The 26,532-nt window shown below is 39.3% G+C and carries 23 protein-coding genes and 1 pseudogene; 13 read left to right on the forward strand and 11 right to left on the reverse strand.

What is annotated here, in order from left to right:
* Positions 1 to 52 precede the first annotated feature (52 nt).
* The 6 genes from GXP67_RS34965 (at position 53) to GXP67_RS34990 (ending at position 4,394) form a co-directional block, all read left to right on the forward strand.
* The gene (locus GXP67_RS34965; protein WP_162447424.1) at positions 53 to 1,150 is read left to right on the forward strand and encodes a permease; all 1,098 of its coding nucleotides are present in this window, start codon (positions 53 to 55) and stop codon (positions 1,148 to 1,150) included.
* Positions 1,151 to 1,575: 425 nt separating this feature from the next.
* Positions 1,576 to 2,007 (forward strand): helix-turn-helix domain-containing protein, encoded by a 432-nt coding sequence (locus GXP67_RS34970; protein ID WP_162441276.1) that lies wholly within the window; start codon positions 1,576 to 1,578, stop codon positions 2,005 to 2,007.
* A 5-nt stretch (positions 2,008 to 2,012) separates the two neighbouring features.
* Positions 2,013 to 2,621 carry an IS630 family transposase gene (locus tag GXP67_RS34975; protein WP_232064508.1) on the forward strand — a complete coding sequence of 203 codons (609 nt, stop codon included), beginning with the start codon at positions 2,013 to 2,015 and terminating at the stop codon, positions 2,619 to 2,621.
* A gap of 198 nt (positions 2,622 to 2,819) precedes the next feature.
* Positions 2,820 to 3,236, forward strand: a complete 417-nt coding sequence (locus GXP67_RS38440; RefSeq protein WP_162441319.1) for a transposase — start codon at positions 2,820 to 2,822, stop codon at positions 3,234 to 3,236.
* Entirely contained in the window at positions 3,194 to 3,751 is a 558-nt protein-coding gene (locus tag GXP67_RS34985) for a hypothetical protein (protein ID WP_162441320.1), read from the forward strand. Before GXP67_RS38440 ends, GXP67_RS34985 begins: the two co-directional genes overlap by 43 nt.
* 157 nt (positions 3,752 to 3,908) lie before the next feature.
* Positions 3,909 to 4,394, forward strand: a complete 486-nt coding sequence (locus tag GXP67_RS34990; protein WP_162447425.1) for a transposase — start codon at positions 3,909 to 3,911, stop codon at positions 4,392 to 4,394.
* On the opposite strand, the gene GXP67_RS38445 is transcribed toward GXP67_RS34990, so the two are convergent.
* Positions 4,295 to 4,522 (reverse strand): T9SS type A sorting domain-containing protein, encoded by a 228-nt coding sequence (locus GXP67_RS38445; RefSeq protein WP_394351994.1) that lies wholly within the window; start codon positions 4,520 to 4,522, stop codon positions 4,295 to 4,297. The genes GXP67_RS34990 and GXP67_RS38445 overlap by 100 nt on opposite strands.
* Before the next feature lie 995 nt (positions 4,523 to 5,517).
* On the opposite strand from GXP67_RS38445, the gene GXP67_RS35000 reads away from it, so the two are divergent.
* From GXP67_RS35000 to GXP67_RS35005, 3 genes are all read left to right on the forward strand, one after another.
* Positions 5,518 to 6,540, forward strand: coding sequence for an MJ1255/VC2487 family glycosyltransferase (locus tag GXP67_RS35000; RefSeq protein WP_162447427.1), 1,023 nt, complete (start codon positions 5,518 to 5,520; stop codon positions 6,538 to 6,540).
* 240 nt (positions 6,541 to 6,780) lie between these two features.
* Positions 6,781 to 6,912: a hypothetical protein gene (locus tag GXP67_RS37940; RefSeq protein ID WP_262890472.1), complete on the forward strand. Its 132-nt coding sequence runs from the start codon at positions 6,781 to 6,783 to the stop codon at positions 6,910 to 6,912.
* Between the two features lie 366 nt (positions 6,913 to 7,278).
* Complete coding sequence (locus GXP67_RS35005) at positions 7,279 to 7,425, forward strand: hypothetical protein (protein ID WP_162447428.1); 147 nt, start codon at positions 7,279 to 7,281, stop codon at positions 7,423 to 7,425.
* 435 nt (positions 7,426 to 7,860) lie between these two features.
* On the opposite strand, the gene GXP67_RS35010 is transcribed toward GXP67_RS35005, so the two are convergent.
* The 7 genes from GXP67_RS35010 to GXP67_RS35040 form a co-directional block, all read right to left on the reverse strand.
* Entirely contained in the window at positions 7,861 to 9,243 is a 1,383-nt protein-coding gene (locus GXP67_RS35010) for an amidohydrolase family protein (protein WP_162447429.1), read from the reverse strand.
* Between the two features lie 215 nt (positions 9,244 to 9,458).
* Positions 9,459 to 10,355 carry an alpha/beta hydrolase gene (locus tag GXP67_RS35015; RefSeq protein WP_162447430.1) on the reverse strand — a complete coding sequence of 299 codons (897 nt, stop codon included), beginning with the start codon at positions 10,353 to 10,355 and terminating at the stop codon, positions 9,459 to 9,461.
* A 175-nt stretch (positions 10,356 to 10,530) separates the two neighbouring features.
* Entirely contained in the window at positions 10,531 to 11,097 is a 567-nt protein-coding gene (locus tag GXP67_RS35020; RefSeq protein WP_162447431.1) for a cupin domain-containing protein, read from the reverse strand.
* A 102-nt stretch (positions 11,098 to 11,199) separates the two neighbouring features.
* Positions 11,200 to 11,742 (reverse strand): ester cyclase, encoded by a 543-nt coding sequence (locus GXP67_RS35025; RefSeq protein WP_162447432.1) that lies wholly within the window; start codon positions 11,740 to 11,742, stop codon positions 11,200 to 11,202.
* Between the two features lie 238 nt (positions 11,743 to 11,980).
* The gene (locus GXP67_RS35030) at positions 11,981 to 14,935 is read right to left on the reverse strand and encodes a hybrid sensor histidine kinase/response regulator transcription factor (protein WP_162447433.1); all 2,955 of its coding nucleotides are present in this window, start codon (positions 14,933 to 14,935) and stop codon (positions 11,981 to 11,983) included.
* Between the two features lie 689 nt (positions 14,936 to 15,624).
* The gene (locus GXP67_RS35035; RefSeq protein ID WP_162447434.1) at positions 15,625 to 16,599 is read right to left on the reverse strand and encodes a hypothetical protein; all 975 of its coding nucleotides are present in this window, start codon (positions 16,597 to 16,599) and stop codon (positions 15,625 to 15,627) included.
* A gap of 40 nt (positions 16,600 to 16,639) precedes the next feature.
* Complete coding sequence (locus GXP67_RS35040) at positions 16,640 to 17,314, reverse strand: response regulator transcription factor (protein ID WP_162447435.1); 675 nt, start codon at positions 17,312 to 17,314, stop codon at positions 16,640 to 16,642.
* A 311-nt stretch (positions 17,315 to 17,625) separates the two neighbouring features.
* On the opposite strand from GXP67_RS35040, the gene GXP67_RS35045 reads away from it, so the two are divergent.
* The 3 genes and pseudogenes from GXP67_RS35045 to GXP67_RS38550 all read left to right on the forward strand — a co-directional run.
* Complete coding sequence (locus GXP67_RS35045; RefSeq protein ID WP_162447436.1) at positions 17,626 to 18,084, forward strand: DoxX family protein; 459 nt, start codon at positions 17,626 to 17,628, stop codon at positions 18,082 to 18,084.
* Between the two features lie 122 nt (positions 18,085 to 18,206).
* The gene (gene gdhA, locus GXP67_RS35050) at positions 18,207 to 19,523 is read left to right on the forward strand and encodes an NADP-specific glutamate dehydrogenase (protein ID WP_232064770.1); all 1,317 of its coding nucleotides are present in this window, start codon (positions 18,207 to 18,209) and stop codon (positions 19,521 to 19,523) included.
* A gap of 246 nt (positions 19,524 to 19,769) precedes the next feature.
* A pseudogene (locus GXP67_RS38550) lies at positions 19,770 to 20,233 on the forward strand (IS3 family transposase); the annotation flags it as partial.
* Between the two features lie 313 nt (positions 20,234 to 20,546).
* On the opposite strand, the gene GXP67_RS35055 reads toward GXP67_RS38550, so the two are convergent.
* From GXP67_RS35055 to GXP67_RS35065, 3 genes are all read right to left on the reverse strand, one after another.
* Positions 20,547 to 21,788, reverse strand: coding sequence for a DEAD/DEAH box helicase (locus GXP67_RS35055; RefSeq protein ID WP_232064776.1), 1,242 nt, complete (start codon positions 21,786 to 21,788; stop codon positions 20,547 to 20,549).
* 771 nt (positions 21,789 to 22,559) lie between these two features.
* Complete coding sequence (locus GXP67_RS35060) at positions 22,560 to 24,551, reverse strand: 7TM diverse intracellular signaling domain-containing protein (RefSeq protein WP_162447438.1); 1,992 nt, start codon at positions 24,549 to 24,551, stop codon at positions 22,560 to 22,562.
* A 1,010-nt stretch (positions 24,552 to 25,561) separates the two neighbouring features.
* A complete protein-coding gene (locus GXP67_RS35065) occupies positions 25,562 to 26,038 on the reverse strand; it encodes a DinB family protein (protein WP_162447439.1) in 477 nt (158 codons plus the stop codon).
* A 138-nt stretch (positions 26,039 to 26,176) separates the two neighbouring features.
* Here GXP67_RS35065 and GXP67_RS35070 point away from each other — a divergent pair, with 138 nt between their 5' ends.
* Positions 26,177 to 26,362 carry a hypothetical protein gene (locus GXP67_RS35070; protein WP_162447440.1) on the forward strand — a complete coding sequence of 62 codons (186 nt, stop codon included), beginning with the start codon at positions 26,177 to 26,179 and terminating at the stop codon, positions 26,360 to 26,362.
* The last annotated feature ends 170 nt before the right edge of the window (positions 26,363 to 26,532 follow it).

Genomic DNA, 26,532 nt, shown 5'->3' on the forward strand with positions numbered 1-26,532 from the left:
CAGAATTGAGGTGTTGATGAAAGTATAGCGTATTGATTATTGAGATAACAAGATGAACCGCGAAAATCTAATAAAACTGATTATCCTGATTGGTGTTTTAGTGTTTTTTTTAGCTGGTAGCCGGATTAAAGCCGAACAGATGAAGGTGATATGTACGGAAGGCAACTGTCAAAAACCGCATGACCACGGAGAGCTTAACTTCCACGAACGGTTCCATGTTGAACCAGAAGATCATTTTGGTATGGCCTTTTTAAAGAGTTGTGCCAACTTCTGGGAAGCCAATGCTACAGGAATGACCTTCGCTGTAATAATTGGAGGTGCTGCCCTTTCGCTGCATTTATCCTGGAAAGAATTTGAGCGGGTAGTAGCCTTCAGAGGTGTGAAAGGAGCTGCCTTAGGAAGTGTTTTTGGTATGCCGCTGAATATGTGCGCCAATTGTTCAGCTGTAACTGGTGTAGGATTGACTTCTCAGGGAGGAAGCCCGGAAGCTACCTTAGGTGTCATACTTGGCGGGGCGTTATTAAACATCATTGGAATTGTTACCATGTTCAGTTTATTTCATCCGGCAGTGATTATTTCCAGGCTGGTGTTTAGTGCCATCCTAATTGTAGGCATTGTACCGCTGGTATCCCGGTGGGTGGTAAAACAGGAAAATCTACAAGCCAAAGAACCTGCGCTCAACCTGATCTCCTGTTACTTACCGGAGAATTCATTTCCGCAAACGGTACTTAAAACATTCGAAGACTGGCTGATCGCCATCGGAAATATTGCCTATAAATTAATTCCCTTGATGCTAATCGGCACCTTACTGACCGCTCTGTTTCGGGTGCTGGTTCCAAATGAAGTACTTCATGAGGTGGTTGAATACAATCCGCTGATGGTTATCGCAATCATTTCCTTTATTGGAACGATGCTTTCCGTCCCCGTTTTATTCGAAATTTTACTCGGAACGATGCTGTTGCAACTCGGATTTTCCAACGGGGCTATTGCGGCTATGGTTTTTACAGCTCCTTCTTTTGGGTTATTTACCTTAGTGCTTACCCGGCAAAAGCTGGGCGGGATCAAAGTTCCGCTGGTATTGATTGGCATTACTTTCCTTTTTGGAATTGGAGCTGGCTTGCTGGCTGAGTTTTTAACCACTTATTTATAAGTTTATTCATTTTAGCTTATTCATTAAGCTAAAAAGGGAAACAACAGGCTATTTAATTAATTGCTGCTAACCGATAATCAGATTGCATACTTCATGCACCAGATAAATAAAGTGATTTGAATTGGATGATGTGAAAACGTAAACAAATGAAAAAAACAATTTGGGGGCTCTTCCTCTTTTTTATCCAGATTTCACTGGCTGTATTTTATAATCAAACCATTGATTTAGTTGTTATTCTTTTCATTTTTATTCTCACCTTCGGCTATATTTTATACAAATACATAAAAAAATCATACGATAATCTTTGATTAAAGAGCCTATAGTAATTTCTGCTTATTCTACTATTGATAATACATTAATCAACACCCTTAATAAGTAAGAGTACACAATTAAGTATAAGATTTTGGCAAATTGTATCTTTGCTTATGCGTTATATCAAGAAGATTACAGACAAGCAAAAACAAGACTTAGAGAAGATTCATAAAGATAGTAAAAGTTATCAGGAACGTAACCGTTGCCAATGTATACTGTTATCCAATCAAGGCTATCAAGTACAGAAGTTAGCAAGCATTTTTCAAGTAAGTCAGTTAAGTATTTATAAGTGGTTTGATCGCTTTGAGAAAACAGGTGTGGTAGGGTTAAAGAACCAAAAAGGGAAAGGCAGAAAACCCATCCTTACTACCAGTAATGCTACCCATGTTGAAGTAGTGGAAAATAGCATAGAGAAAGAAAAACAACAACTTAAATTAGCTAAGCGAGAGATAGAAGCTAAATTAGGCACGGCTATGAGTGAGATGACCTTGAAGCGGTTTTTAAAAAAATTGACTACCGATGGAAACGTTTCCGTAAATGGATAAAGCCATTGCAAAACAAAGAAGCATATGAGCAGAAAGTCAAGCGATTACATGCTTTGCTTTATTTGGCACAGACAGGCAGTATAGATTTATATTTTGGAGACGAATCAGGGTTTTGCCTTACCCCTTGTGTACCTTATGGATGGATCAAAAAAGGCGAACACGCCCCTATTTTATCCCAAAGAAGTACAAGGATAAATGTATTTGGCTTGTTAAGTACAAATAATGAGTTGCTTACTTATCAGAAAAGTGGGAGTCTAAACGCTGACTTTATCATTGAATGTGTAGAGGCCTTCTCAACATCTATTTCCAAGTTTACTGTCATAGTCTTAGACAACGCCTCCTGGCATACATGTGGCCTATGGGAAGTCAAAAAAGAAGAATGGGAACAGAAAGGATTATACATCTTTTTGCTGCCTAAGTATAGTCCTCATCTTAACAGGATCGAACGATTTTGGAAGCAGGTGAAATATCATTGGCTCAAAGCCGAAGACTATCTGTCTGTAGAAGCGCTTAAGGAGGCACTTTATACCATCTTTTCAGGATTGGGTACTTACTTTAAACTTGATTTTAAAAAACTTGAAGTAGATGAAAATATTATACTTAATTGTGTTTAATTACTTAAGATTTTTAGTATAGAAGAGAAGTGAGTATGTCACTTCCATTTTTAACGGGTCTTGTCCTAACATAGGTTTATAAAAAACGATTGAAAATGTCAGTTCCTTTCTTGCCATAGCAATGAAGTTTCAGTAAAGGGGCGTGGCTGTTGCACATCCTTAACTTTTAATTTTGGCTTATGAAGTGTAAATTCATGAATGGTAGGCAAAAGAAAATTTATCAAGGATTGCCTTTCACAGGCCATAGAGGACTATGTTCCAAAAAATAATTTCTACCGACGTTTAAAGCCGTTGTTAGACTTGACCTTCTTACACAAAGCGGTAGCCCCTTATTATGGCAAGTGTGGGCAAAAGTCAATAGATCCAGTCGTATTTTTCAAGTTACAATTGGTGGCCCATTTTGAAAACTTGTGTTCCGAGCGGGCTCTTATCAAAAAGAGTCAAATGCGACTAGATATTCTTTATTTCCTAGATTATCGGCTTGGGGAGCGTTTACCTGGACCTGAAATAAGATTTCATCTTAGGTCCGTCACAGTACTTTATCCCGTACACGGAAGCGATTACCAAGTAGTGTGTTTGAAGCTTGTTTTCAGAGGATACTCTCTAAGTGTGTAGAAGCAGGGATAGTTAGTGGGCATACACAGGTAGTAGACGCTGCTTTTGTTGAGGCAAATGCCTCATTAGATACCTTTAAGCGAAAAGCTATACTAGCATGGCAGTTACTCAAGGGAGAGGCTAAACAAATTGACACTGCTGATCTTTCAGAGTTAAAACCTCCCTTCACTGCTATGGAGAAAATAGCAAAGCCTACAAAGAAAGGAAGAAACAACACGACTCATCAAAGTCTGACAGACAATGATGCACGTATCAATCAAAAGCCTGGTAAGCCCTCTCGCCTATATTATCTGTCTAGCATGGCTGTAGATTCCTATAAACATGTAATTACGCATATAGAGGCAAATTTGGCCGATGAACGTGATTCTAAACATCTACTACCTATTGTAGACAAGCTATCATATACACTAAATCACTACGGGCTACCGATCCAATATTTACTAGCCGATGGAGGCTTTGGCTCAGGCCAGAATGGACCTGCTACGTGCCTGAGCATCGGCTCCATGCTTCTTTAGAGGCACGCCATATTAAAGGCTTCATTTCTTTACCTGGTAGTTATCATCCCAATTGACCACGGAATCGGGTCAATGAAGAGAAGGATTTAGGTATGATGCTATAAAGAATGCCTATGTATGCCGCAATGAAAAACTGCTCTACTATCATGGTATTAGAATGGAAAATGGCTTTGCCACTCATTACTACCATGCCAGAGTAAAAGAATGTGGAGTGTGTGCTTTTAAAAAGCAATGTTGTGGCAATAAAAGGCGACAAAGCCTCACTTTCAGTGTCTATCGTCACTATCATCAGCGTATGCAGCAGCGCATAGAAAGCAAAGAAGGCAAGAGAATGAAAAGACGCAGAATGGCCACGGTAGAACCTGTTTTTGGCAGTTTACTTAACTATTATGGCATGAAAAGAAGCAATGCAAAAGGCAAACAAGCCGCTCACAAAATGATGCTTATGGCCGCTTGTGCCTATAATCTGCAAAAGCTAATTACTTGCTTTAACCATCCAAGAGCCAAAGCTCAAGTCCTCCCTCTTGGGCAAGAACTTGCCCTTTATTTTATCCTTCTGTACGTTGTGCAACAGCCACGGGCATTATTACAACTGAATAGGGTCTGTAAGAGAATCAACTTCTTTATCCCTATCTCTGTATAAATTTCCACAAGGTATACACCCGGGTTAAGTTGACTAATAGGTAGCACTACCTGATTTAATCCGTTAACTTGTCTTATCATAATGAATTGCCCCTGCAGAGAGAGTAATTTTACCCTTTGCAGTAGCATCTGCGCTTCAAAGGTTATCAACACATGGCCGTAACAATTTAAAGAATCTTATGGTAATATTGGTTTAATGGTTGGGACACCCTATTCGGGCCTAAAATCAATTACAGGATGTAACTACCTATAAAGTAATACATTATTAACTTTCTAATATATTACTAAATTATAAAATAGCCTGATTAACCAATTGATTATTAAGTATTTGCGAAAACTTATTGATTTTGGGTCCAAATCAAATCGGGACGTACAAGCAATTTTATAGTACGACACATATGATAAAAGAAATCTTAAACGGACTGATACAAACAATTGTGTCAAGTGAACGATTTTTAAGGATAGACAAGAACTAAAGACACCGCGTTTAGGGCAATTTCAAATGCACTTGATGAAACCTTTTTATATTACAAAGCCTTAGAAAAAGGTAGTTCAGTAAATATGGAAAGAGAAGCGCTTTTAGCTAAATACTGGTCAGCCGCCGCTATTCCTATGAGACAATTGATGAAGGATTATCAAATGTCTATGACCATAAATTTGAGTATTGAGTCAATCCAGACAATCATAAAGACGCAGATATTAAAGAGTTAGAAATTAAATTTAAGGATGTAAAACAAGCTTACAGAAGAATGCTGCGACCTAATTTTTCACTTGCAGGAAATAGGAACGAGAAGTAAACTTTATAATATAATGAATATATCAGGCCACTAATCATACTTAATTAATGAAGATTGTTTTCAAAATGGGCACATCACCCAACTTTACCATCATATTGGATTTGTGAAAGCATAATTGTGCCTTGTTTGATAGCGCTTGTAATGAATACTTACTAGTTAATGCTTTTATCTTCATTGTTCTTCTTTATTTTGGTTTTAGTAATCTAGGAGCTCAGCGCAAGCAGAAACACACATGGGATAGCCCACAGTTGCCTTCGAGCTGCCAACAAATGAGTAATATAAACAATCTACACAGTGAACATATTATACGGAGTACCCGGCGAAGGAATGGGCCACGCCACCCGCAGCAAAGTTGTCATTGACTTTCTATTAAAAGAGCATAACGTGCAGGTGGTGAGCAGTTCCCGCGCATACCAGTTTCTAACAAAGTCTTTCCCCAAACGGGTACACGAAATCAAAGGACTTCACTTTGCCTATAAAAATGCGCAGGTATCCAAATTAGGCACCTTTCTGCTCAACTTGCAAACGGCACCCACCAACCTGCTGCACAATTTTTCGCAGTATTTACTGATGGACAAGAACTTCAAGCCCGATGTGGTGATTAGTGACTTTGAATCCTTTACGTACTTTTTTGCCAAGCAACACCAGATTCCACTGCTTAGCATCGACAACATGCAGGTGATGGACCGCTGCGCATTAGACATCGAAATTCCTTCCGAGGAGAAGAACAATTATCGATTGGCGAAGTCAATTGTCCATGCAAAGGTACCGGGCGCCAAACATTACTTTATCTCCAGTTTCTTTGATGCTCCCCTCAAAAAGAAAGACACATCGCTAGTGCCTCCCATCGTTCGAGAGGCAATCTGTAAGGCGCAGGTTAGCAGTGGGGATCATATTTTAGTATATCAAACCTCCAGTTCACTTAATGGTATTAAGAAAATTCTGCATCAGATTCGGGATATCAACTTTTATGTGTACGGGTTCAATAAAGATGAGCAGGACAAAAACGTTATCTTCAAACTGTTTAGCGAAGATGGCTTTGTAAATGACTTAGCCGGAGCTAAAGCGGTGATTGCCAACGGGGGTTTCTCCTTTATTTCAGAAGCGGTTTACCTCAAAAAACCCGTGTATTCATTCCCGCTACAAAATCAGTTTGAACAGTTTATGAATGCCGCCTACATCGACAAACTTGGATATGGCAGGCATTTTACCGAACTGAAAGCGGATTTCCTCAAGGCCTTCTTATATGATCTGGACAGCTTCACTAAAAACCTTTCCACTTATCAACAAGATGGAAACACAGTGCTTTTTGAAGTCCTGAACAAGCAACTAGAAGCCTTGCATCCATAGCATATTACGTTTTTGGGATAATTAGCTTAAAATTGTCTCAAAAGCTATTTAATGGTAAATTTTTAGACTTCCTATCCATGCTAAACCGATACGTAGCAAGGACCGGAGTTGGCTTGGGGATTGGTATGGCTCCTTATAGCATGACTGGTATCGCGCAATGAGCCACCAACCGAAGCAGGTCATAAACAATTGGAAACGATTGGGTATTTTTTACCGTTGACAGGACTTTTACAGGCATTTTTGACACTTGCTTGGGCACCGGGAAGCCATTGGTGGCAGCTTTTGCGCATGGTGATGGGAAGTGTAGGCAGCATCATAGCAGTAATCTCTGTGCTTTGCGGTGGCATCAATTACCAGGATAATCGCAATTAGCTCGTTGGAACGGGCTTTATGTTATTTATTGGCTTGGGATACTTTGAACTATTCATCGGCCTGACTGTTGCCGCTTTTTTTCTTGCTACCAATTATTCTTTTCTAACTTTTCTGATGTGGACGCTAATCATTGTTAGCCTATTGGCTTGCCTTTGGAGTCTGCTCGTCTGGGTGGCATAGTTCGGAGAAAAAGCTTCCATAATGCTCTTACTATCATCTTGTCATTTTATGCGTAGCTAATAGAAGTCTTTTAATCTACTTTTATCAGGTTTCTCTAATTCTAATGATAAGCAATTGTAAATTGGGTTCATCATATTTTTCATCCTCATTAGCTTATTATCTTGTAAACGCAACGATGAACTTAATTTGCAAAAGAAAGTCAACTTTGATGGCGATCTAATTACCTGTGATGGTTACCAGAGTCTTGGTCATGTGATTGAAATACAAGAAAATGCGATGGTCATAGCCGAAAATAAGACCTTGGCTATGTTTGAAAGAGCGGCAGGTATTTAGCGGTATGGGGCAATGTTCCACTAGTTACTATCCTGTTAGACACAGAAGAAATAAAATCCCATACGTTTCGGGAAAAGCAGGATAAAGTACATGAACGGATAGTTAATTTTGAATTAACAGAAGTAGTAAATAGCCTTTGCCGGTGAACCATTGCCCATTAATCAAAGCAATATTCTGAGTGGCTTGTACATTTGAAAAAGACTTGGGTATAGATACACTGCTTAGGGTGAAACACACAGAAGGAAAAAGTATCGTTCGGCATGTATTTGTTTATTTAATCCTACAAGCTACTCAATAACTGTAGATATTTGATCAATAATTCCATTGCTATTGAGCTTTCTTACAGAGCGTAATTTTTGGTTCATAGATGGAAAAGGTCTGGCAGATTGGGTGAGAAAGGGAAATGAATGCTATTTAGTAAGCTAATGGGCAGCTCTATTTTTCTAAAACAACACCCTGCTTAAAACGGTGTTTAATCTTACGGATATTCTGTAAATCTTCCAAGGGGTTTCCGTCCAGAGCCACAAAGCTGGCCTCATAGCCTTCCTGTAACCTACCGATTTTGCGATCAGGAAAAATAGATTTAGGGGTATCTTCTGCCCACATTTTCAGTAGTGTAAGGTTATCGAAAACACCTAGCCACTTCAGCCCTTCCAATTCCTTAACAGATGTGTCCATGACATTATCACTGCCAATAACCAAATTAACGCCATTTTCGCTGAGAAGCTTTATATGGGCGGCCATTGTGGATTTTGCTGCGATGCGGACAGGCTCCGGCGACCTGGAGATAAGACCCATAGTAGTAATTACAATCGTTCCTTGTTTGGCTGCTAGTTTGGCATCTTCTTCAGAAATGGGTATATAAGCTGCATTTCCTTTATTCGCAGAATTAGTAGCTTCCAAGAGCAATCGTACCATCAGTTCACTATTTCCCAATACTCTCGGATCGGAGCCCCGCTCTTCAATATTTTTAAACAAACCCGTAGTGGCACTATGAGCAATCTCATCTACTCCTGCCAGCAGGGCATTGTGAAAGTCAGCGGCATTAGTGATATGCACAGATACCCGCAATTTATTAGCATGGGCTTTGGCAACGATCTTAGGAAGCAGACGTGGATCGAGCGCTTTGCGTCCCAAATAAGCCGGATCATTTTTTCGCTTCTCAAATTCATCGGAACACCACAAATTTGTCTTGATGAAATCAGGGTGTAGGGCAAGTATCTGTGGCCATTTGTCTTCCAGGTCCTTTTCTGATTCAATGGTAAAGTAGAGTTTGTTCTGTAGATTCTCTTTGGTAAATCCGGGGTAGTATCCCTGGGAGAGCAAAATATTTTCATGCATAAACATAGGATGGCCGCCTGTTACGGTGAAAAAACTATGTGCAAACGCCACATCGGGGCCTTGTAGTTGGTTGATCTGAAGCCGGTTTTTTTGCTCATCTGTTAAAGGATAGTTTCCCTGAATTTTTACATAAAACACGCCATCGGCCATATACCTTTCAATCGCCTTTTTACTCCGTTCTTCTACCACGCCATCAATATTGTGATTATGTGCTTCGCCGAAAGGAGGCACCAGCCAGGTACCGGCTAAATCTATTGTCTGGTCAATTTGTTTTGGTTTTTTAAACGTAAACCGGCCATTGACACTATATCCTGTACGGGATTCAAAACCTTTGCCGGTAAACCATTGCCCATTAACTAAAGCGATTGTCTGCTGAGACTGAGAAGGGCTGAAAATCTTCCGGGTGGACAAGCTGCTCAGTACAATTAAGCAGATTATAATAGCCAGGTATCGTGGCAGGATTGGTTTACTGATCATATTTTTATACTCGTTTGATTGCCAGCAAATAGATCATATATGCAGAATTTATTATTAGAAATTAAAGGCTTGATGATCAACTCAATATACAATACAATAACCTTAAAACCTATACCTGCCAGTAAGTAATTTTAAAGAGACAAGCGGCAATTCCAATTATGGTTTAAATTTAGGTATTGCCCATGCAATGGTTAAATTCACTTTTAAGCTCTCCTTTATTTCAAAAGCCATTGTTGCAAGTTTTCCACCACAAAATTTATGGCTGGTTTGGCTATTTGATCTGCCGCACACCAGTGTTCTCGTAAATGTCCTGCATTTGGCTGAATATAAAGAAGGGATTTGACACCATCGTTTAGCAGTTTCTGATGGTAAAACTCACCGTCATTTCTTATTTTGTCGTGTTCTCCTACTACAATAATAGCTGGCGGAACACCCCTTACATTTTCTGCCAATCTGGGCGAAATGCGTATATCATTTGTATTGTCATTTTCATTCAGGTAAAAATCAATGAACCTGGGAGGCGTTGTATAGGCAACAGAACCTTTTGAGAAGTTGACACCAGGATTTATTAACACCTGTGCCAGAATAGGAACAGGCTTTTTCTCCTTTGCATTGACCAGGCATAGGGAAGCCACTAACTGGCCGCCGGCACTATCTCCAATTACAATCAGATTGCCGTTTCCATTCAGTTTGTTTGTATGGGTATCAATCCACTTCAGCACTGTATAGCTATCATCAAAAGCAGCAGGAAACTTATATTCTGGTGGACGGCGGTAATGGACAGCAATTACAATGGCTTGCAGATGGTTAGCCAGGTAGCGGCAAATATTATCATGTGTATCCAGGTCACCGGCTACCCAGCCTCCGCCATGGACATAATAAAGAATAGGCAGGCGTTTCCCGGAAACAGGTTCGTACATACGGATGGGAATAGAATCACTGCCATTGGTTACAAAATGGTTTTCAACTTTCGCCACCGGCTCTGGCGGAACTCCAAGATCAGTTATCAATTTTGCAATGGTAGAACGGATTTGCTCCGGGCTTGGTGGCTGATGCTGTGCCTGCACAATGACACATAGCAATAACAATAGCCCTACAAATAGCTGTTTCATAGTGGTATATGTTAAAAGGAAGGATGCACCATTCGGTTACTCACATCAATAGGATTTAGGAACACTTCTGCTGATGTATGTGTTAACCTGGAAATAAGAAATAATAAGCAGGAGATTTGGTGTATATGAAGCGTACTTTGCCTAAGACTTATTTTTAACCGATGGTCAGGCTTGTTTACTCTAATTTCAATGGCGGACCTACTACCGTCATGCCGCTTTCGGCAGAGATTTTGGCAACTTCTTCCGGCGTTGGAACATGATCGATTGCTTTCATTTTTACAAAAAAGTTTTCAAGCTCACCTGCCGGCTGAACCAATACATGTGTGGTTCCTTTTTCCGACAACAGCATCCAGGCATGTGGAATTTTCCGGGGAAGAAAAACGCTGTCCCCAGCCTGCAGCTCAAACAGTTCATCGCCTACTTTGAACCGGTAAGAGCCCTCTAATACATAAAACATTTCGTCTTGCGCCGGATGGAAATGCAAAGGTACACTAGCGCCTTTGGCCAATACAGTTTGTTCAAACACAGCAAAACTGCCTTCGGTATCACTGCCTGATACTTTTACATCTACTACCCCAGGCAATCTTCCTCTGGTTTGAATATGGCCATGTATTCTTCCTTCACCCCGGGCAATTTTAATTCCTTTAGTGGGGCGTCCAAATAAGGATGGGATTTTTGAAAATGTTTTAAAAGGAGCCACTGCCATCAGTAGCAGCGAACTAAGAAAGTAGTTTCTTTTCATAGGGAGCGTATTTTTGTTGAAAACAGAGAGGTGTAAGGCATTGAAATTTCATCCTAAGTCATAATGATTTGGTCAGGTAAGAATAATAGTGAACGAATTGCGCTAATTGGGTAGCTGTAATCCAATCTGACGGGCTACTTCATAGAAAGATTGTACACTATGATGCTCAGTAATCTGGCCTGCTTCATTGAATCGGAATATCTCTACATCTGTTTTCTGGTAGGGCTTGCCTGTTGCTTTTTGGCCCATCATGTCTTTTTGCCAGGAACCGGAAAACTTTCCCCATACCATCACCCATTCTCCATCAGCTACGGCCATCAGGTTTTCGCTCCCGTTAAAAGGTACAGCTGTAGTAGCCATTTTTAATCCGGCTCTGTTCTTTTCCAGACCATGTGCTGGTGGAATGCTGCCATTTCCATAATTAATTATGTCGGGTGCACAATCTTTTAGCGCTTCATCTATTTGATTCGCTGCCACAGCCCGTACACTAGCCAGTGCGGTTGCTTTATTGCGCTGTTCCTTGGCTTCGTCAGTAAGCTTAGGTTGGCTATTACTGATATAACAAAGAACATTTGAAGGGGTATACAAAAATGCCATAGTACTGATGGCAATAATGGCGGGCAGCAGGGACAATACAGTTTTCATGGTGTAGTTCTTTAATCAGGGAATAAAAAAGCAGGTAAAAGAGAAAATCATATATAGTATATAGCAAAACCATATTATTAGCAGCTATACATGAATCGCTCTGTATATAGCAAAGGAAGGAAAATGGTCAGAAACCGGCTTACGAAAATGTTGCAAAGACTTACGAAAACGTTGCAATTCCTATTTCTTGAGAAGTAATGGGCTTTTTAATACCTGTCGGGAGATAAATTAGTAAGTTCTATGAAGCAGGAGAATCTGCTTTCTTCTTTGCCTCATGTGGCGAAAAGCCATAGTGGCGGGAGAAACTGGCTGAAAAACTAGCCGGATTGGCAAAGCCCACCTGATAGGCTACCTCTGAGACTGAGGCAACATTGTGAGTCAATAAAGTTAAGGCATGCTGCAAGCGGATGAGACGTATCAGGTCTCCGGGTGAGTAATCTATCAGGGCTTTAAGCTTTCGGTGAAGCTGTGTTCGGCTCATGGCCATTTCCTCACTCAATTGATCCACTCCAAAATGCTCATCCGACAAACGGGCTTCAATAAAAGCTTTGACCTTGTCTAGAAAAATCTGCTCCTGGGAGGGCAGTTCACTTTCGTTGGTTTGCCATACATTTTCTCTCCTATATCGATCCCGTAACTGCTGACGGGTGGTAATCAAATTAGCAATCTGAGCCAGTAGTTCCCGCTGGTGAAAAGGTTTTGCCAGATAACTATCTGCCCCGGTTTGCAAGCCTTCAATCCGGCTATCCAGGTCGGCTTTGGCGGTAAGCATCAGCACGGGAATATGACTGGTACGCTGGTCCTGTTTTAATTCCCGGCACACCTGGTAGCCATCCATCCGGGGCATCATCAGGTCTGTTATCACCAAATCCGGTATATGCTGCCTGGCAAGGCTAATACCTTCTTCTCCTCCTTCTGCTTCCCAGATCCGGTACTGATGCTCCAGTGAGGAACATATAAACCGGCGCACTTCTGAATTGTCTTCAATAATGAGCAACTCACCGGTAAGCGGCAAAGCAGGTACATCAGGGGTTTCACTCAGCTCAGATATTTTAGTTATTTCCTCAGCTGGCAATGATTCAAGATCTTCAGATGGGGTAATCCTTGCCTGCTCTTCAAACGCAGTAGTTATTTCAGATTGAGCGGTATCCAATTTCTGCTGATATACTGGCAACCGCACTGTAACCAGTGTACCCTGATTTTCAGTACTGGTGATAGAAATCCGGCCTCCATGTAATTCTACCAATTCTTTAGTCAGAGCTAGTCCAATGCCAAACCCTTCGTGCTCCCGTGTATGGGAAGCATCCACCTGATAGAATTGATCAAATACATAAGGGGTTTTTTCTGCCGGAATGCCTTTGCCAGTATCTTGAATAGCCACTTGTACCCAAGGTTTGCTACCATTTTGTTCTGTTGAGATGCTAACAGACACAGTTCCTCCGGCGGGAGTAAACTTCAAGGCATTGGAAAACAGATTTGAAAATACCTTCTCCAATTTATCCCTGTCCAGTTCCATGATGAGTTGTTCAAGATCAGTGTGCAATTGCAGGGTAATTTGTTTTTGTACAGCCAGCGAGTCAAACGAGAGTAACATACCTTTCACCAAACCAATTAAATCTCCTTTACTGGTCACCAGACTGGTTTTACCTGCTTCCAGCTTACTTAAATCCAGCAATTGGTTCACCAGCCTGAGCAATCGCCGGACATTTGTCTGCAACAGGCTCGCCTGCTGTTTAGTAGAAGGTTCCTGGCTTCTGGCCAGTATCTGTTCGACCGGCCCTACTATTAAAGTGAGTGGAGTGCGAAATTCGTGGGCCAGATTGGTAAAAAAGCGGGTCTTGGTTTCATTTACTTTCCGGAGTTTGTCGGCCTGCTGCTGTATCTGACTTGTTCGCTCCTGAACGGTTTGCTCAAGTTCCTCTTTCTGAATAGCCACCAACCTTAGTTTTTCAGCTTCCTGGATTAGTGTCTGAGCTGAAAGTGTTTGTACTTGTTTGAGTTGCACTTCCAGATTTATACTGGTGCGGGCAAAATCCTGGGCCAGGTAAAGGGAGCTGGTGAATGGCATTAGTAGAAAGCCCATAGACATGAACAGGCCCTGCCCTGATGGGTTATTTGGCAACAACCCAAGCACATTCCAGGCTGACATAAAATAGACAAAAGCTGTTGCCAGCATCCCTACACCAATCAGCCATACACCGGGTTGTTTGCGTATCATTCCAATAGAGACAACCCGTAAAACTTCCAGGGTACTTAGTCCAAGAAACCCCAGCCACAATACATCGTTAAATGGCCAGAAGGGTAGCTGCACAATCAGCCCAAATAGCGTAATCCCTATCCCATAGAATATGGCAATTGGCCAGGATTGCCTTCCGTAACAAACGGAATAGACAAAAGCCACAGAAGAGATGTTAAACGCAAAATTTACGGATCGGATTAGGTAAAAAATAGTCTGGTGGTGGCTGAGGTTAGTGGTTTGGCCTTCCAGAAAAACCAGTAAAGCAGCCGCTGAAAAAAAGCTAAGACAGACACTAAAGTACAAATTGGACTTCTTAGCCGGATAAAATAAAAAAAGAAATAAGTGCAACAGGGCAAGAATCCCGGAACCAACACCCGGAACCAGACTTAATCCATCGCTCCGCACCATATTTTTGATATACCGGTTCATCTGTTCGTAGGGAGCGATCCAGATAGTAAATCCCTGCCTGTACCGTATTCTACGAATAAGATAGCTATGAAATTCTGATGTCCTTACCGCCAGTACATGTTTGCCAGGCTGCTCAAGGCTAAAAGCAATGGGTTCATAGTCGGGAAAGTAGGTTTGCTCTGTTGAGGAATATCCAACTTTACCAAACCCGCCAATACGCTTTCCATCCAGGTAAATCTCTGAGGCCCCCATGTGGCTGATGCGGAAAGACAGTAATTTTCCTACCATAGATGTATCCACATCGAAATGAAGCCTGAACCAGCCTATCCCTTGCCATCCGGCAGGCGTATTCCCTATACTATAGCTGGTTCTGGTAAGTGGCCAGTCCTGGTCATTGAAAGAAGGGGCTGCCCATTGCAAACTATCTCCTGCCATAAACCGCCAGGGCATTGTATAGAGGGAATAGGGTGAGCGATTTTTCTGTAAACTATCATCTGTTAACCAAAGGACATTCGCTTGGTCCTGTGCCAGGCTCTCAGCAGTCACAAGGCAGTAGAGGAAAACTTGGCAGGTGAGCCAAATACTCCCCAAAAAAATACTCTTGGAACAATTTTGCATAGGCCATATAGGAAAGTAATCCGAGTATTAGAGAAAAATCCTTAAGCTAATTTAACTTTTTTACCCATTAATTTAAGGCGTTGAATGGTATATAAAAAGGGAGTTATACCCTCGTTCGGTCTCCTTGAGAAAAAATTGATTAATTTCAGATTGATAAAAAAATAAAAGTTGAAACTGTTTAAAGTTTCATATACAAACTTATAAAGTATAAAGGAATGGGCTATGCTGAATGAAACGTTATTTATTCTATTTTTTGTTACTCCATAAACAGAGCCGAATCAAAATGTGAGCTTCTACTTTAAAATTAGAGGACGGAAAGAGAGCTGGTTTGAAATTCAGCATTAGAAGCTAACCAAAAGAGGGATTTCAAGTGACGTAGGGTATCTAAAGATAGGAAGCCTTTTAAATTCCCAAATACGTTGTCAAATTTAAATTCTTTAATCAGAAAGCAGTACTTAAGTAAATTTACAAAACAACAAAAATCAATCTTGGTTGATTTCTATCTCTTATTTTTTGCTACCTGATTAATCAACATTTACTTCCTATGCCCAATACTTAGGTGCATTATCTTTCTGAGTAATAATATTACCCATTATTGACTTGCAACAAAAAGTTAGTCAGATCGTTTGGGTTGTTAAATAATGTAAAGCCGACTCATCAAGCTTATATCGATCATTGATGGTTAAGGAACTCCGGCTATTGAATAAGGCATAATTTACAGCATTATATACTAACCATAGATTGGGTTTAACACTAAGTAATTTTTCCTCTCTTCGTAACCGGTCTTGGGCTTGTTTAGCAAGCATCCTGGGTACCCCAATATCTGTTATAATTGATTCTGCCTCTTTAGAAACAGGTTTACTTGACAAGCGGTTATACACCTGAGCAGTTAACGATTTAGGATAATTCAGAAAGTTGTGCAGCTCTTTGGCTAGGTACTCTTTGAACCATTCATTTTTTAACCCTTTATGAGAAAATCTTTTTTGCAGTAATTCCTCTTTTGGGATATCCTCTTTTATTTCTTTGCTCACTTGTTGCTGTCTATCCTTAGATTTCTTAGGTTGACCAGCGGCTAGCCAGTTCAGATAATCCTGCATACTAATAAAATCGTCTACCCAACCCATAAGTCCGTTACTGCAAATCTCCCGATAATAACTACTTCGCACTCTTTTTTCATTATACATCCCAATAGATGTGCCTTGTATAGTAAAAGGCGTTTTTCCATTATAGGAATTATTTATAATTACAGATTTGTAAAGCTGTTCTGAACCCATATTCACCTTTTCAGGCAGAATAATAGCAATACTAAATTCCCCTTGTGTGGTATAGCGTATATTTAGCGAGTAACCGCTGATACAATCATCAATAACGGACCGGATCAAACTGTTAGGTATCAAACTATACTCCTTACTTTGCAAAGCAAAAATATCTTTGCCTCCCAGATGTGAGTCTCCTATGATGGCTATTTGTCTATCTGTAGCAAGTAGTTGATAGCCTTCCGGAAGCAATGAAGACAGTTCTACAGCCTCTATTGGAAAACATATATCCTCCCAGCTAGAAGCTTGCTCCAATGATGTACTAATAAAGGACATATACTATATGTTTAGTTGATACCAGGTAATGCCACCTGTTTTATTGTTTCATAAGATACCCTTTTTCTGCTAGCGGATGAATCAATCTCACAGGAAAGTTTGTATCTACTTTTTTTCGCAAAAAGTTTATATATACATCTATCACTTTACTGGATGGATCAAAGCTATTTTTCCAAACATTCTCTGCAATTTCTGCTCTAGATACGAGGTTGCCTTGATTGGTTAAAAGATACGCCAGTAATGCAAATTCTTTAGCAGTTAAATCAAGTTCCGTGCCTGCCCGCTGAACCATTTTACTGTTTAAATTTACTTGGAGATCAGCTAATTTGAGAATTCTCTCTTCTTCCGGTATATCGTACCTTTTTTTATACAAAGCTTGCAGCCTTTCTACTAATTCGCCCATTGTGAAAGGTTTTATAAGATAGGCATCCACTCCGGATTCATAATCTTTCAATTTATCCTCTATGGAGGCTAAGCAGGTTATCATCAATATAGGAATTTTCAGCTTAGCACAACGTAAAGCTTTTATCAGCTCAAAGCCATTCATTTTAGGTAGTTTGACATCCATGATAATTATATCATATGTATTTCCTAATGCCATGCTTTTCCCCATCAAGCCATCTATCGCCACTTCTACCTCATAGCTTTGTTGCTCTAGCCCTTTTTTAAAATTCAAGGCTAATTTAGACTCATCTTCTACAATAAGAATTTTCATAGCACATCATATTTATAAAGTGGGACTGATAAGAAGAGTTGTTATTTTACTCTTCTTGTCAGGAGCTCTTATAATGATATAAGCTTGTTTACAAAGTCTAATCGTTTAACCTCATTCCTTTTTGTAGCTGTTGCTTATACTCAATAAAGATTTTGCTCAAAATTTTCTTGAAAGGTATCAGGAAGTTACAATAAATTTTTACAATTGTAAATTAACAATTATAAAAATTTTTACGTATATAGCATAATCCTATACTACACATAGCAATCTTGTTAGTATCATCTTACACATTCTTTTAAATCTTGCACGCCATGAATTTAGAACATTCACTTCGACACCCGACACGGAGTAACAGCGCAAGTAATCCTCTTTGGATGGATGGCTTACGCATCCTTTTAGGCCTGTTTTTGTTTGTCAAAGGTCTATTATTTATAGAGCATACCAGCGATGTGTTTTATTATTTTGCATCTGGCCAGACTCTATTATCTGCCCATAAGGCTTCTCTGCTTGCCAGTACAGTGCATATGGTAGGGGGAACAATGATTGTCTTTGGATTTTTAACCCGATTGTCTCTTTTATTCCAGTTGCCAATTCTTATTACTGCCCTAATCATAGTGAATTTAAGACGAGGGATGTTTGTAGAAAATACAGAACTCTGGCTTTCCTTAGTAGTTACAGGACTGCTCCTATTTTTTATGATTGTAGGGCCGGGCCGTTATTCAGTAGACAATAAAATATTACGTCACAGACCTCTGGAATCGCTCAATTAAAGCAACCTGTATCAAAAGGTTAATTGAAAACATAGGAAAGGGCTGGCTGCCATTATCAAGCAGTTTTTATCATATTTAGTTTACTATAAATAAAATATATGCATGCATCGGTTACAGCGTTCATGGAACGAATCAAAGCCCGCAATCCTCATGAACCTGAATTTTTACAAGCTGTCCAGGAAGTGGCAGACACAATCATTCCTTTTACAGAAGTCCACCCGAAATACAGAAAATTTAAAATCCTGGAACGTATCGCTGAACCAGAACGTGTGATAATGTTCCGCGTACCCTGGTTGAATGATCAAGGAGAGGTGGAAATTAACCGGGGATTCCGCATTCAAATGAATAGTGCTATTGGCCCCTATAAAGGCGGTCTTCGTTTTCATTCTTCGGTAAATCTGAATATTCTTAAATTCCTGGCCTTTGAACAGGTATTCAAAAACAGTTTGACCGGCTTATCGATGGGTGGAGGCAAAGGAGGAGCAGATTTTGACCCCAAGGGAAAATCAGATAACGAAATTATGAAGTTTTGCCAAAGCTTTATGACCGAGTTATACCGCCATGTGGGGGCTGACATAGATGTGCCGGCAGGCGATATTGGTGTAGGCGCTAGAGAAGTAGGGTATCTGTTTGGGCAGTACAAACGGATCAGAGGCGAGTTTACAGGGGTATTAACAGGAAAGGGCCAGGATTGGGGAGGCAGCCTGATCCGTCCGGAGGCAACCGGCTATGGGGTAGTTTATTTTGCTTTAGATATGTTAGCTACCCGTGGAGAATCCTTAAAAGGTAAAACAGTGCTGATCTCAGGGTCAGGTAATGTAGCGCAATACACGGTAGAAAAATGTATAAGTGAAGGAGCCAAAGTAGTGACCATGTCTGATTCTGAAGGGTTTATTTATGATCCTAATGGAATTGATCAGGAAAAGCTAATCTATATTCAGGAGCTAAAAGAAGGGAACCGGGGCAGAATTAAAGAATATGCTCAAAAATATGGGTGTGCCTTTTACCCTGGTGAGCGGCCATGGAAGATCAAAGCTGACATTGCTTTTCCCAATGCCACCCAGAATGAGTTAGATGAACAGGATGCGAAAACCTTACTAGCCAATGGGTGTATCTGTGTAGCTGAAGGGGCCAATATGCCTTGTACGCCTCAAGCTATCTTAGCATTCAGTCAAGCTAAAATTTTATATGCTCCCGGTAAGGCATCGAATGCCGGCGGAGTGGCTGTGTCAGGTCTTGAAATGTCACAGAATTCACAGCGCTATTCCTGGAGCAGAGAAGAAGTGGATGCGAAATTACAGCAGATCATGAAAAGAATCCACTCTATCTGTGTCAAGTATGGCACAGAAAAAGATGGCTATATAAACTATGAAAAAGGAGCCAATATTGGAGGCTTTGTCAAGGTGGCTGATGCTATGCTGGCACAAGGCATTGTGTAACCTATATTAAGTGTAAAAGTTGCCAGCAATACATAAAATGCTACTTAATTTATCTGGTCAGTTAAAATAACTCCCTTTTCAGGTAACTTAAAAGTATGACGAAGGACTTTTTTATGTTTGTATCTGACATAAAAACTGTCAAACAAAATCTGAAGAAGACTGAAAATAGATCTATTGATCTTCTCCCGTTAATTAAGTACTAGAAGTCAAGCTAATCCTTAATTTAACAACTAAATAATAATAAGGATGCCTAGTAGAAAAACATATCCAAAAGGAATTAAAGAAGTAGCTATTAAACTGGCACAAAAAATAGTAACAAAAGCCAAATAGCGAGAGACTTAGGTACCACTATTGGAAGCTTTACTCGATGGAAGCGACAACTAATACAGGATTGTGAGATAGATTTCCAGGTAAATGTAAGCCTTAGGAAGATGAAATGTATCAATTAAAGAAAAAAGCCTCTCGTTTAAAAGAGGAGTACGAAATCCTAACAGAGGCAATGGGTATCAGCTCTCAACCAGGGCTTGATCTGGGATCCGCATCAAACGCCCTCTATAAGATACCTGTTGATCCACCAACTTAGAGGGCAGTTTTCACTTGTGACACTATTAAGAATTATGCAAGTATTAAAAAGTGGTTACTACACTTAGTTAAAGCATAAGCAATGTGCGAGAATATATGAAAATGAGCAGTTACTCAAATAAATTCATTAAGTCAGTAAGGAGACTTATGATAGCCCTCGAATTCACGCTGAGTTAAAAGCAGAATGATTCAATTAGGGGGAAAAATGAGTAGCTCGGTGTACACAGCTACGAGTATGTATCAAATCTATGGATGGCTTAATTTCAAGCGTAGATTGAGCTGTGATTTTGAGAAAACTACAGAAAGTGCTGAAACTATGTTACAATTATCCTTTATTGATACCCTGCTCAAAAGAAAAACTAAATAATATTTCAAAACTTTCTCTAAAGATATCTATTCTAAGAAGTTCAAATATCTATTTTCAACTGTATGCGTACTACCTTAATTTTTTTCCGGCTTATTTTTCCATTTGAATGGTTTCTTTGATTTGCTCCCTGATTTTTTACCTTTAAAGCTTTTGCCACCTGGCCTGGCAGTAGTTGGGTTATATTTGGGCACTTCACCTAGCACTTCAGGTATTTCAATTTGGTCAATTTGTTTGCCAAGTACTTTTTCAATTCGGGCCAAGCGATATTGTTCTTTTTCGCTTACAAAGGTGATGGCTTCGCCGGTAGCTGCTGCCCTGGCAGTACGGCCAATGCGGTGTACATAGTCTTCCGGGTCAGGTACTTCAAAGTTGACAATGTGGCTGATGGCTTCTACATCAATCCCTCTGGAGAGAATGTCGGTGGCTACCAGTATCTTAAACCTGCGGTTTTTAAAATCATTCAGGGTAGCATCCCGCTCCTGCTGGGTTTTATCGGAGTGAATTCCTTGTGCTGATAGACCTATTCTGTGGAGGGAACCCACAATGTCATTTACTTTGGCTTTACGAGAGGTGAACAAGATCATACTCTCTACCTGCTTTTCTTTGAAAAGATGTTCCAGTACACGTAACTTCTGATTTTCGTATACATGACATACCCATTGCACAATACCTTCGGCTGGTTTAGCCATTGCAATGGTTATTTCCTCTGGTTCCACTAAGATACGTTTTGCCAGCGTACGTATTTTGGCCGGCATGGTAGCGGAGAAAAGCAATGTTTGTCTTTTAGTGGGGAGTTTGGCAATAATGCTCATGATGTCCTCATAAAAACCCATCTCCAGCATTTTATCTGCTTCATCTAAAATGACATGGCGCAGGTTTTCCAGTTTTACTTTGCCCATCTGTAAATGGGCAATCAAACGGCCGGGTGTAGCAATGATAATATCTGCTCCTTCATCCAGGGCTTTTTGTTGTTGTGAGAAATCTTCGCCATTCCCTCCGCCATATACAGCAATAGAACGCACCGGTGAATGATAAGCTAATCCATCAATGATTCCGTCAATTTGTTTAGCTAATTCTCTGGTAGGAACAATAATAAGTGTTTTTACAAAACCACCTTCGCTGCTGATAATTTGCTCCAGGATTGGAATTAGAAAAGCAGCGGTTTTACCGGTTCCTGTCTGGGCGCAACCAATGAGGTCTTTGCCTTGTAGGATAAGGGGAATGGTTTGTTGTTGAATAGGCGTACAGAAACTGTATCCCATATCAGCAATCCCATCTAATAATGAGGGATTTAAACTAAAATCAGCAAAAGTCAATTGTATAAATGTTATGTGAAATAAATGTGGTAATTTAATATCCAGCTATCCAATTCTACAATTTCCCAGTGGACGCATTTGCTATAAAAGCATTACAAGTAGAGAGGATATAGAAGGGCAATATATTATTAAGCCAGGAAATTATGGTAAAAGTTTCAAAAAGTAATCTTTTATTTTAATTTACAGGTGAAAACAAATGAAATTGTCGAACCTGCTACATTTGAGCAGGCAAAAGTTAAGCGAAAATAAGATTGCCGGCTAATGAAAGCTAATAGTATTAAAGCAAAAGAAAGAAAAAACACATAACTACAACTCATGCTAAGCAGCATTTACCCTTAGCTCCGTTAGGATAATGCCGTTATGGAAAGTAGCTACTGTGAAAAAGGGATTTGTCTATCAACAATCTTATAAAACCCTCCAAGAGACTAAAAGAAATATTTCCTATTGTATGCAGGAGTGGTAAAACAGAAAACACAAACGAACTGAGAGGCGAAGATTGCGCCCATAGGGAATAGTCTTTTTATCCTGATATGAGTCCGGAAGAATATGAACAAAAGGCAAGTATTACCATTAGTTGATTAACTTATTCTCCTTTTTATTAGGGAAATGCCAATAACCAATCTGTTAATAATGTATCTTAATCTGAAAGAACCAAGCGTGTATTAACTAGATCATAATTAATGCCTATGTCACCCCGAAAAGCAAGAAGAATCAAACCTGGTTTTTCTTTGCATTTGTTCGAAAAATTGGGAGAAGTTGGCAACTATATTGCTAGAGTCCATTCATTTTATATTTTAGGTTTGGCAATTTTACCCTGAAAACCGTACCTTTATTTAGTTCTGATTCTACACTAATTTCACCACTTAGTTTTTGCACAGTTTCTTTTACTATATAAAGCCCTACGCCTGAACCATCTCCATGATTACTAATGCGAAAGAACATATCAAAAATCTTTGTCTGGTATTCTTTGGCAATGCCCAGTCCATTATCTATTACCTCTATAAGTGCTGTTGTACTATCTGAGCTTACTTTTACTTTAATAAAAGGATGTTGCTGGGAAGGATTATAATACCGAATAGCATTTGAAATGAGATTATTCAAAATAATGTCAATCCGTTTCTGATCGGTATAAAAAAAATCATTCGCTGTCCATTCTACTGATTTATCAATCCGATAGGCATTCTCCATAAAATCGTGACTAGCAAAAATCTCATGTAACCCAAGATTAAAATCAATTTTTTTGATATCAAAACCCAGGTTTTTATTTTTTGAATAATCAATAATATCCCGGATCACACGATCTAATTTATTAAGAGATTTGTCCATCAGTTCCAGGCAATGCCTGTTTTGTTCTATATCATTGTCTTGCCTGGCAATATTAATCAATCCCATGACCGAGGCGACAGGAGCCCGCAGATCATGGGAGGTACGGTATACAAAACTATCCAGCTCAGAATTGAGTTGCCATAACTGTTCGTTCTGTTCTTCTACCATTGTATTGGCTTCTAATAATTTTCTATTAGATGATTCGAGTTCGCTAAAAGCAAATGAAAAACGCCTGGTTAATAAAAAAGCTTGTGAAAAAATAAATACAAAAAGGCCTAGTGAAATATAATTGCCTGTATAAATGATCTTGTGTGAATAGAGTAAATCATTAAAAAACGTAAGAACAAAAAACAGGTATCCAAAAAGAAAAGAATAACTTCCTTCCAGATGAAGTATGCAAGCCCTGATAATTACATATAAGCCATATATGGCAATTAGTACGGTAAACAATTGAAAGTAGGTTACGGCTGAAGTAAAAAAGAAAGGTGTGGTAAATAAAGCCATAAAAACATAAATAGCTACCATTGCAAATACTACATATACAACTCTTTTCCCAAATACAGCATTAAAAACTGTGTATAAGAATAGTACAAAAGCTGCTGAGCCCAGAAAAAAGGTAAGGTATTCCAGACGGATTACCCAATCCCAGTCAGGATCAAAAAATAAATGTATGGTGTACTCACCAGTGATAAAAATTCGCAGGGCTATCAGTAAGCAAAAAAGGCTAAAATAAAGTGGGGTTAAATCACGCCTGCGGATAAAAAAAAGTCCTAAATGATATAATGCCATAATTAGGATACTTCCTTCTAACCAGAATTCTACGGCAATGGATTTAAGCCTGCTGTCTCGTATATGGGATTCAAGTCCTAACCTAATAGGTTGCCTGAGTCCACCATTGCTGTAATGAAAATTGGAAACCTGAATAATAATCTCAATCGGATTTTTATTTAGCACAACATCTACCACTTCGGGTTTATACTGTGGCATAGAGATAGAATGACTGTTCGAAACTTTTCCAGAGGAATATACCTGCTGGCCATTCACCCACATATTGGAAGCGGTATAGATGATGGGTACACGGACTGAGAATTGCCCATCCGTAACTTTACTCACTAAAATCAGCAGGCGATAGGTAGCAAAACCATCACCATCTAGATATTTATTATTTATATGATATGAATTCCAGGAATTTGGTACCTGTACCATTTGTACAGTATCAGCAAGGGCTTGTAAAAAATCCTTTGGAGCATAAAGTTTTTCCCAGTAAAATTCCCATTCACCATCCAGGGCTATGGGGCCATGATTGTTAAAATCCCAACTCCGGAGATCAAGAATTCCTTCTTTTGCAATAGGAATCTTTACGGAAGGCTTCGCTGATTGACATGCCGTTAGCAGGCAAAAAATCAGTAACCAATAAAAAGTGAGTCCAGCCTTCATAAATACACCCAATAAAAAGCATTGGTTGAATTCTATATAAATAGCTAAGTTGTATATTCTATTTATACAACACTAAGCTTAGAGAACCAAAAACTATTTTAAAGGCTGGAAGATAGAAATTGAAAAGTATGCCTGTAGCACAATTTCTTCAATTTTCTAACTGTGGTAATAATGCCCTTTAAAAGCTATCATAGACACAGCAGAAATAACTTTTCTATGAATCAGTTAACTCCTTTTGAAACAAAAATTACCAATAAATCGCATCCTTGAAGACACCTGCTTTTTCTGAATGTTGTATGGACGAGAAATTTGCGTGTTAGATGATGTTACTTTAAGGCTTGTAGTTACCTGAAAAGAGTTTACAAATATACTTTCAGGTATCTTAGTTGTAAATATCATCTTTAGCTGTATAGATGTACTATATACTTTACGAATGAGATAAAATCACTTCTATCTATTAAGATTTGCTCTCAAAGTTTATTGCGTATTGTTTGAATTTAATGGTTATACAACCTGCTGCTCCAAATGATGGCTGATGTTACCATCATTTCTTGCCAACTCAACAGAGAAACTTATGCAGGTAGGATAAGAATATAAAAAGTTTATTGTATTTGCCACTCCTTTGGTAATTTTGATCTAGCAAGGATGAAGAAAGGCAAAAAGCAGTGTTCTTTTTAAGTGGGGTAGCTAACTAATCCTCAAGAAGTATCTCTATTAGGTTCAAGATCATTTTATATAAGTTTAGGTTTTAGGTGGTTTGTAATCAAAGTCCTCAGGTGGTTTCCAGCTGAGGACTTTTCTTTTCCTGAGTTACTCTCTTTTCTTCATACCTGTTATACATCCAGAACATTGGGCAAGGATAGCACAATGGACCCATTAGCATAACAGATAGTAACCCTTTACAAATGCGAAATATGGTATAGATAGATCTACTTTATAGATTACAAGTTCCAAAATAAGTAATACCCGATATGATAGACTGTTTTATCAAATTTAACAACAATACACTTTTAACTCTGCCAATTTCCGAGAAGTCTTCTTGCGATAATGATTTGGCCGGTATGATAACTGGTGTGGTCAGCAATTAACAGGGCTTCCCTGAGTAGATTTTGCCCTTCTCCATAAGAAAAAGCTTCAAATAAATCCTTTCCAGTATCATTGAGTAAAGCAATAAAAGCTTGCTTGTCTTTTTTTATTTGACTCAATGATGCTTGCCATACCTGCTCACTAGCAGGACCATCTTTTGAAGGCCAATATTGGTCAGGCCAATTAGGGGACTGATGGGAGGCATTGGTTGAAAACTCTAGGATATCCCACTGAGTAATGCGGATATGTTCTATCAGCTGCCAGATACTATAAGGCAGGTTTGCTGGTTTAACTCCCCTCAAATGAGCGGGCAAATCTGCTACCGCTTTCTCAAAAGATATATGTGCATTTTCTCCCTCAAGCAGGCTGACAAGCTGTTTTCTAAGTACTTTATCATTCATGTTAGTAAAGTTAAAGGATCAATAAGGCTTCATGCCGTATGTATTTATTACTAAGTTTCTAACTAGTTTGTTGTCTTCTACAAAAAATTATAGCTTCTATCAAACAGAGCAAAAGAGCTGATTAGGCGGGTACAGAAGGTGAATTATTATAAAGAAGTAGATAGCCAGCACTTTCTAAATGAGATAAACAGAAGCCTGGAGTTCTCCTATCAAAAAGTAGGCTTAGTTAAACTACAAATGTCAGGATTTACTATGAATGCAGATATTCAGGTAATGATCCATAAAATTAACAGATCGAACAAAGCCACCTTTGATGCTCCATAAATTAAATATTACCAGAAAAACATTTTCAATAGACACTATCAGACAAAAAGTTGTTCGAATGAGAAAAACTATTTTCCCTAAATTCCTTTCTAGTAGTGTATAATAAGCTCTATTTCAGGATTTGCAGGGCTATTTTAATGGCTAAAGGAATATATACCAGTTATATGGCT

It is taken from the genome of Rhodocytophaga rosea, from assembly GCF_010119975.1.
Classification (GTDB): Bacteria; Bacteroidota; Bacteroidia; order Cytophagales; family 172606-1; genus Rhodocytophaga; species Rhodocytophaga rosea.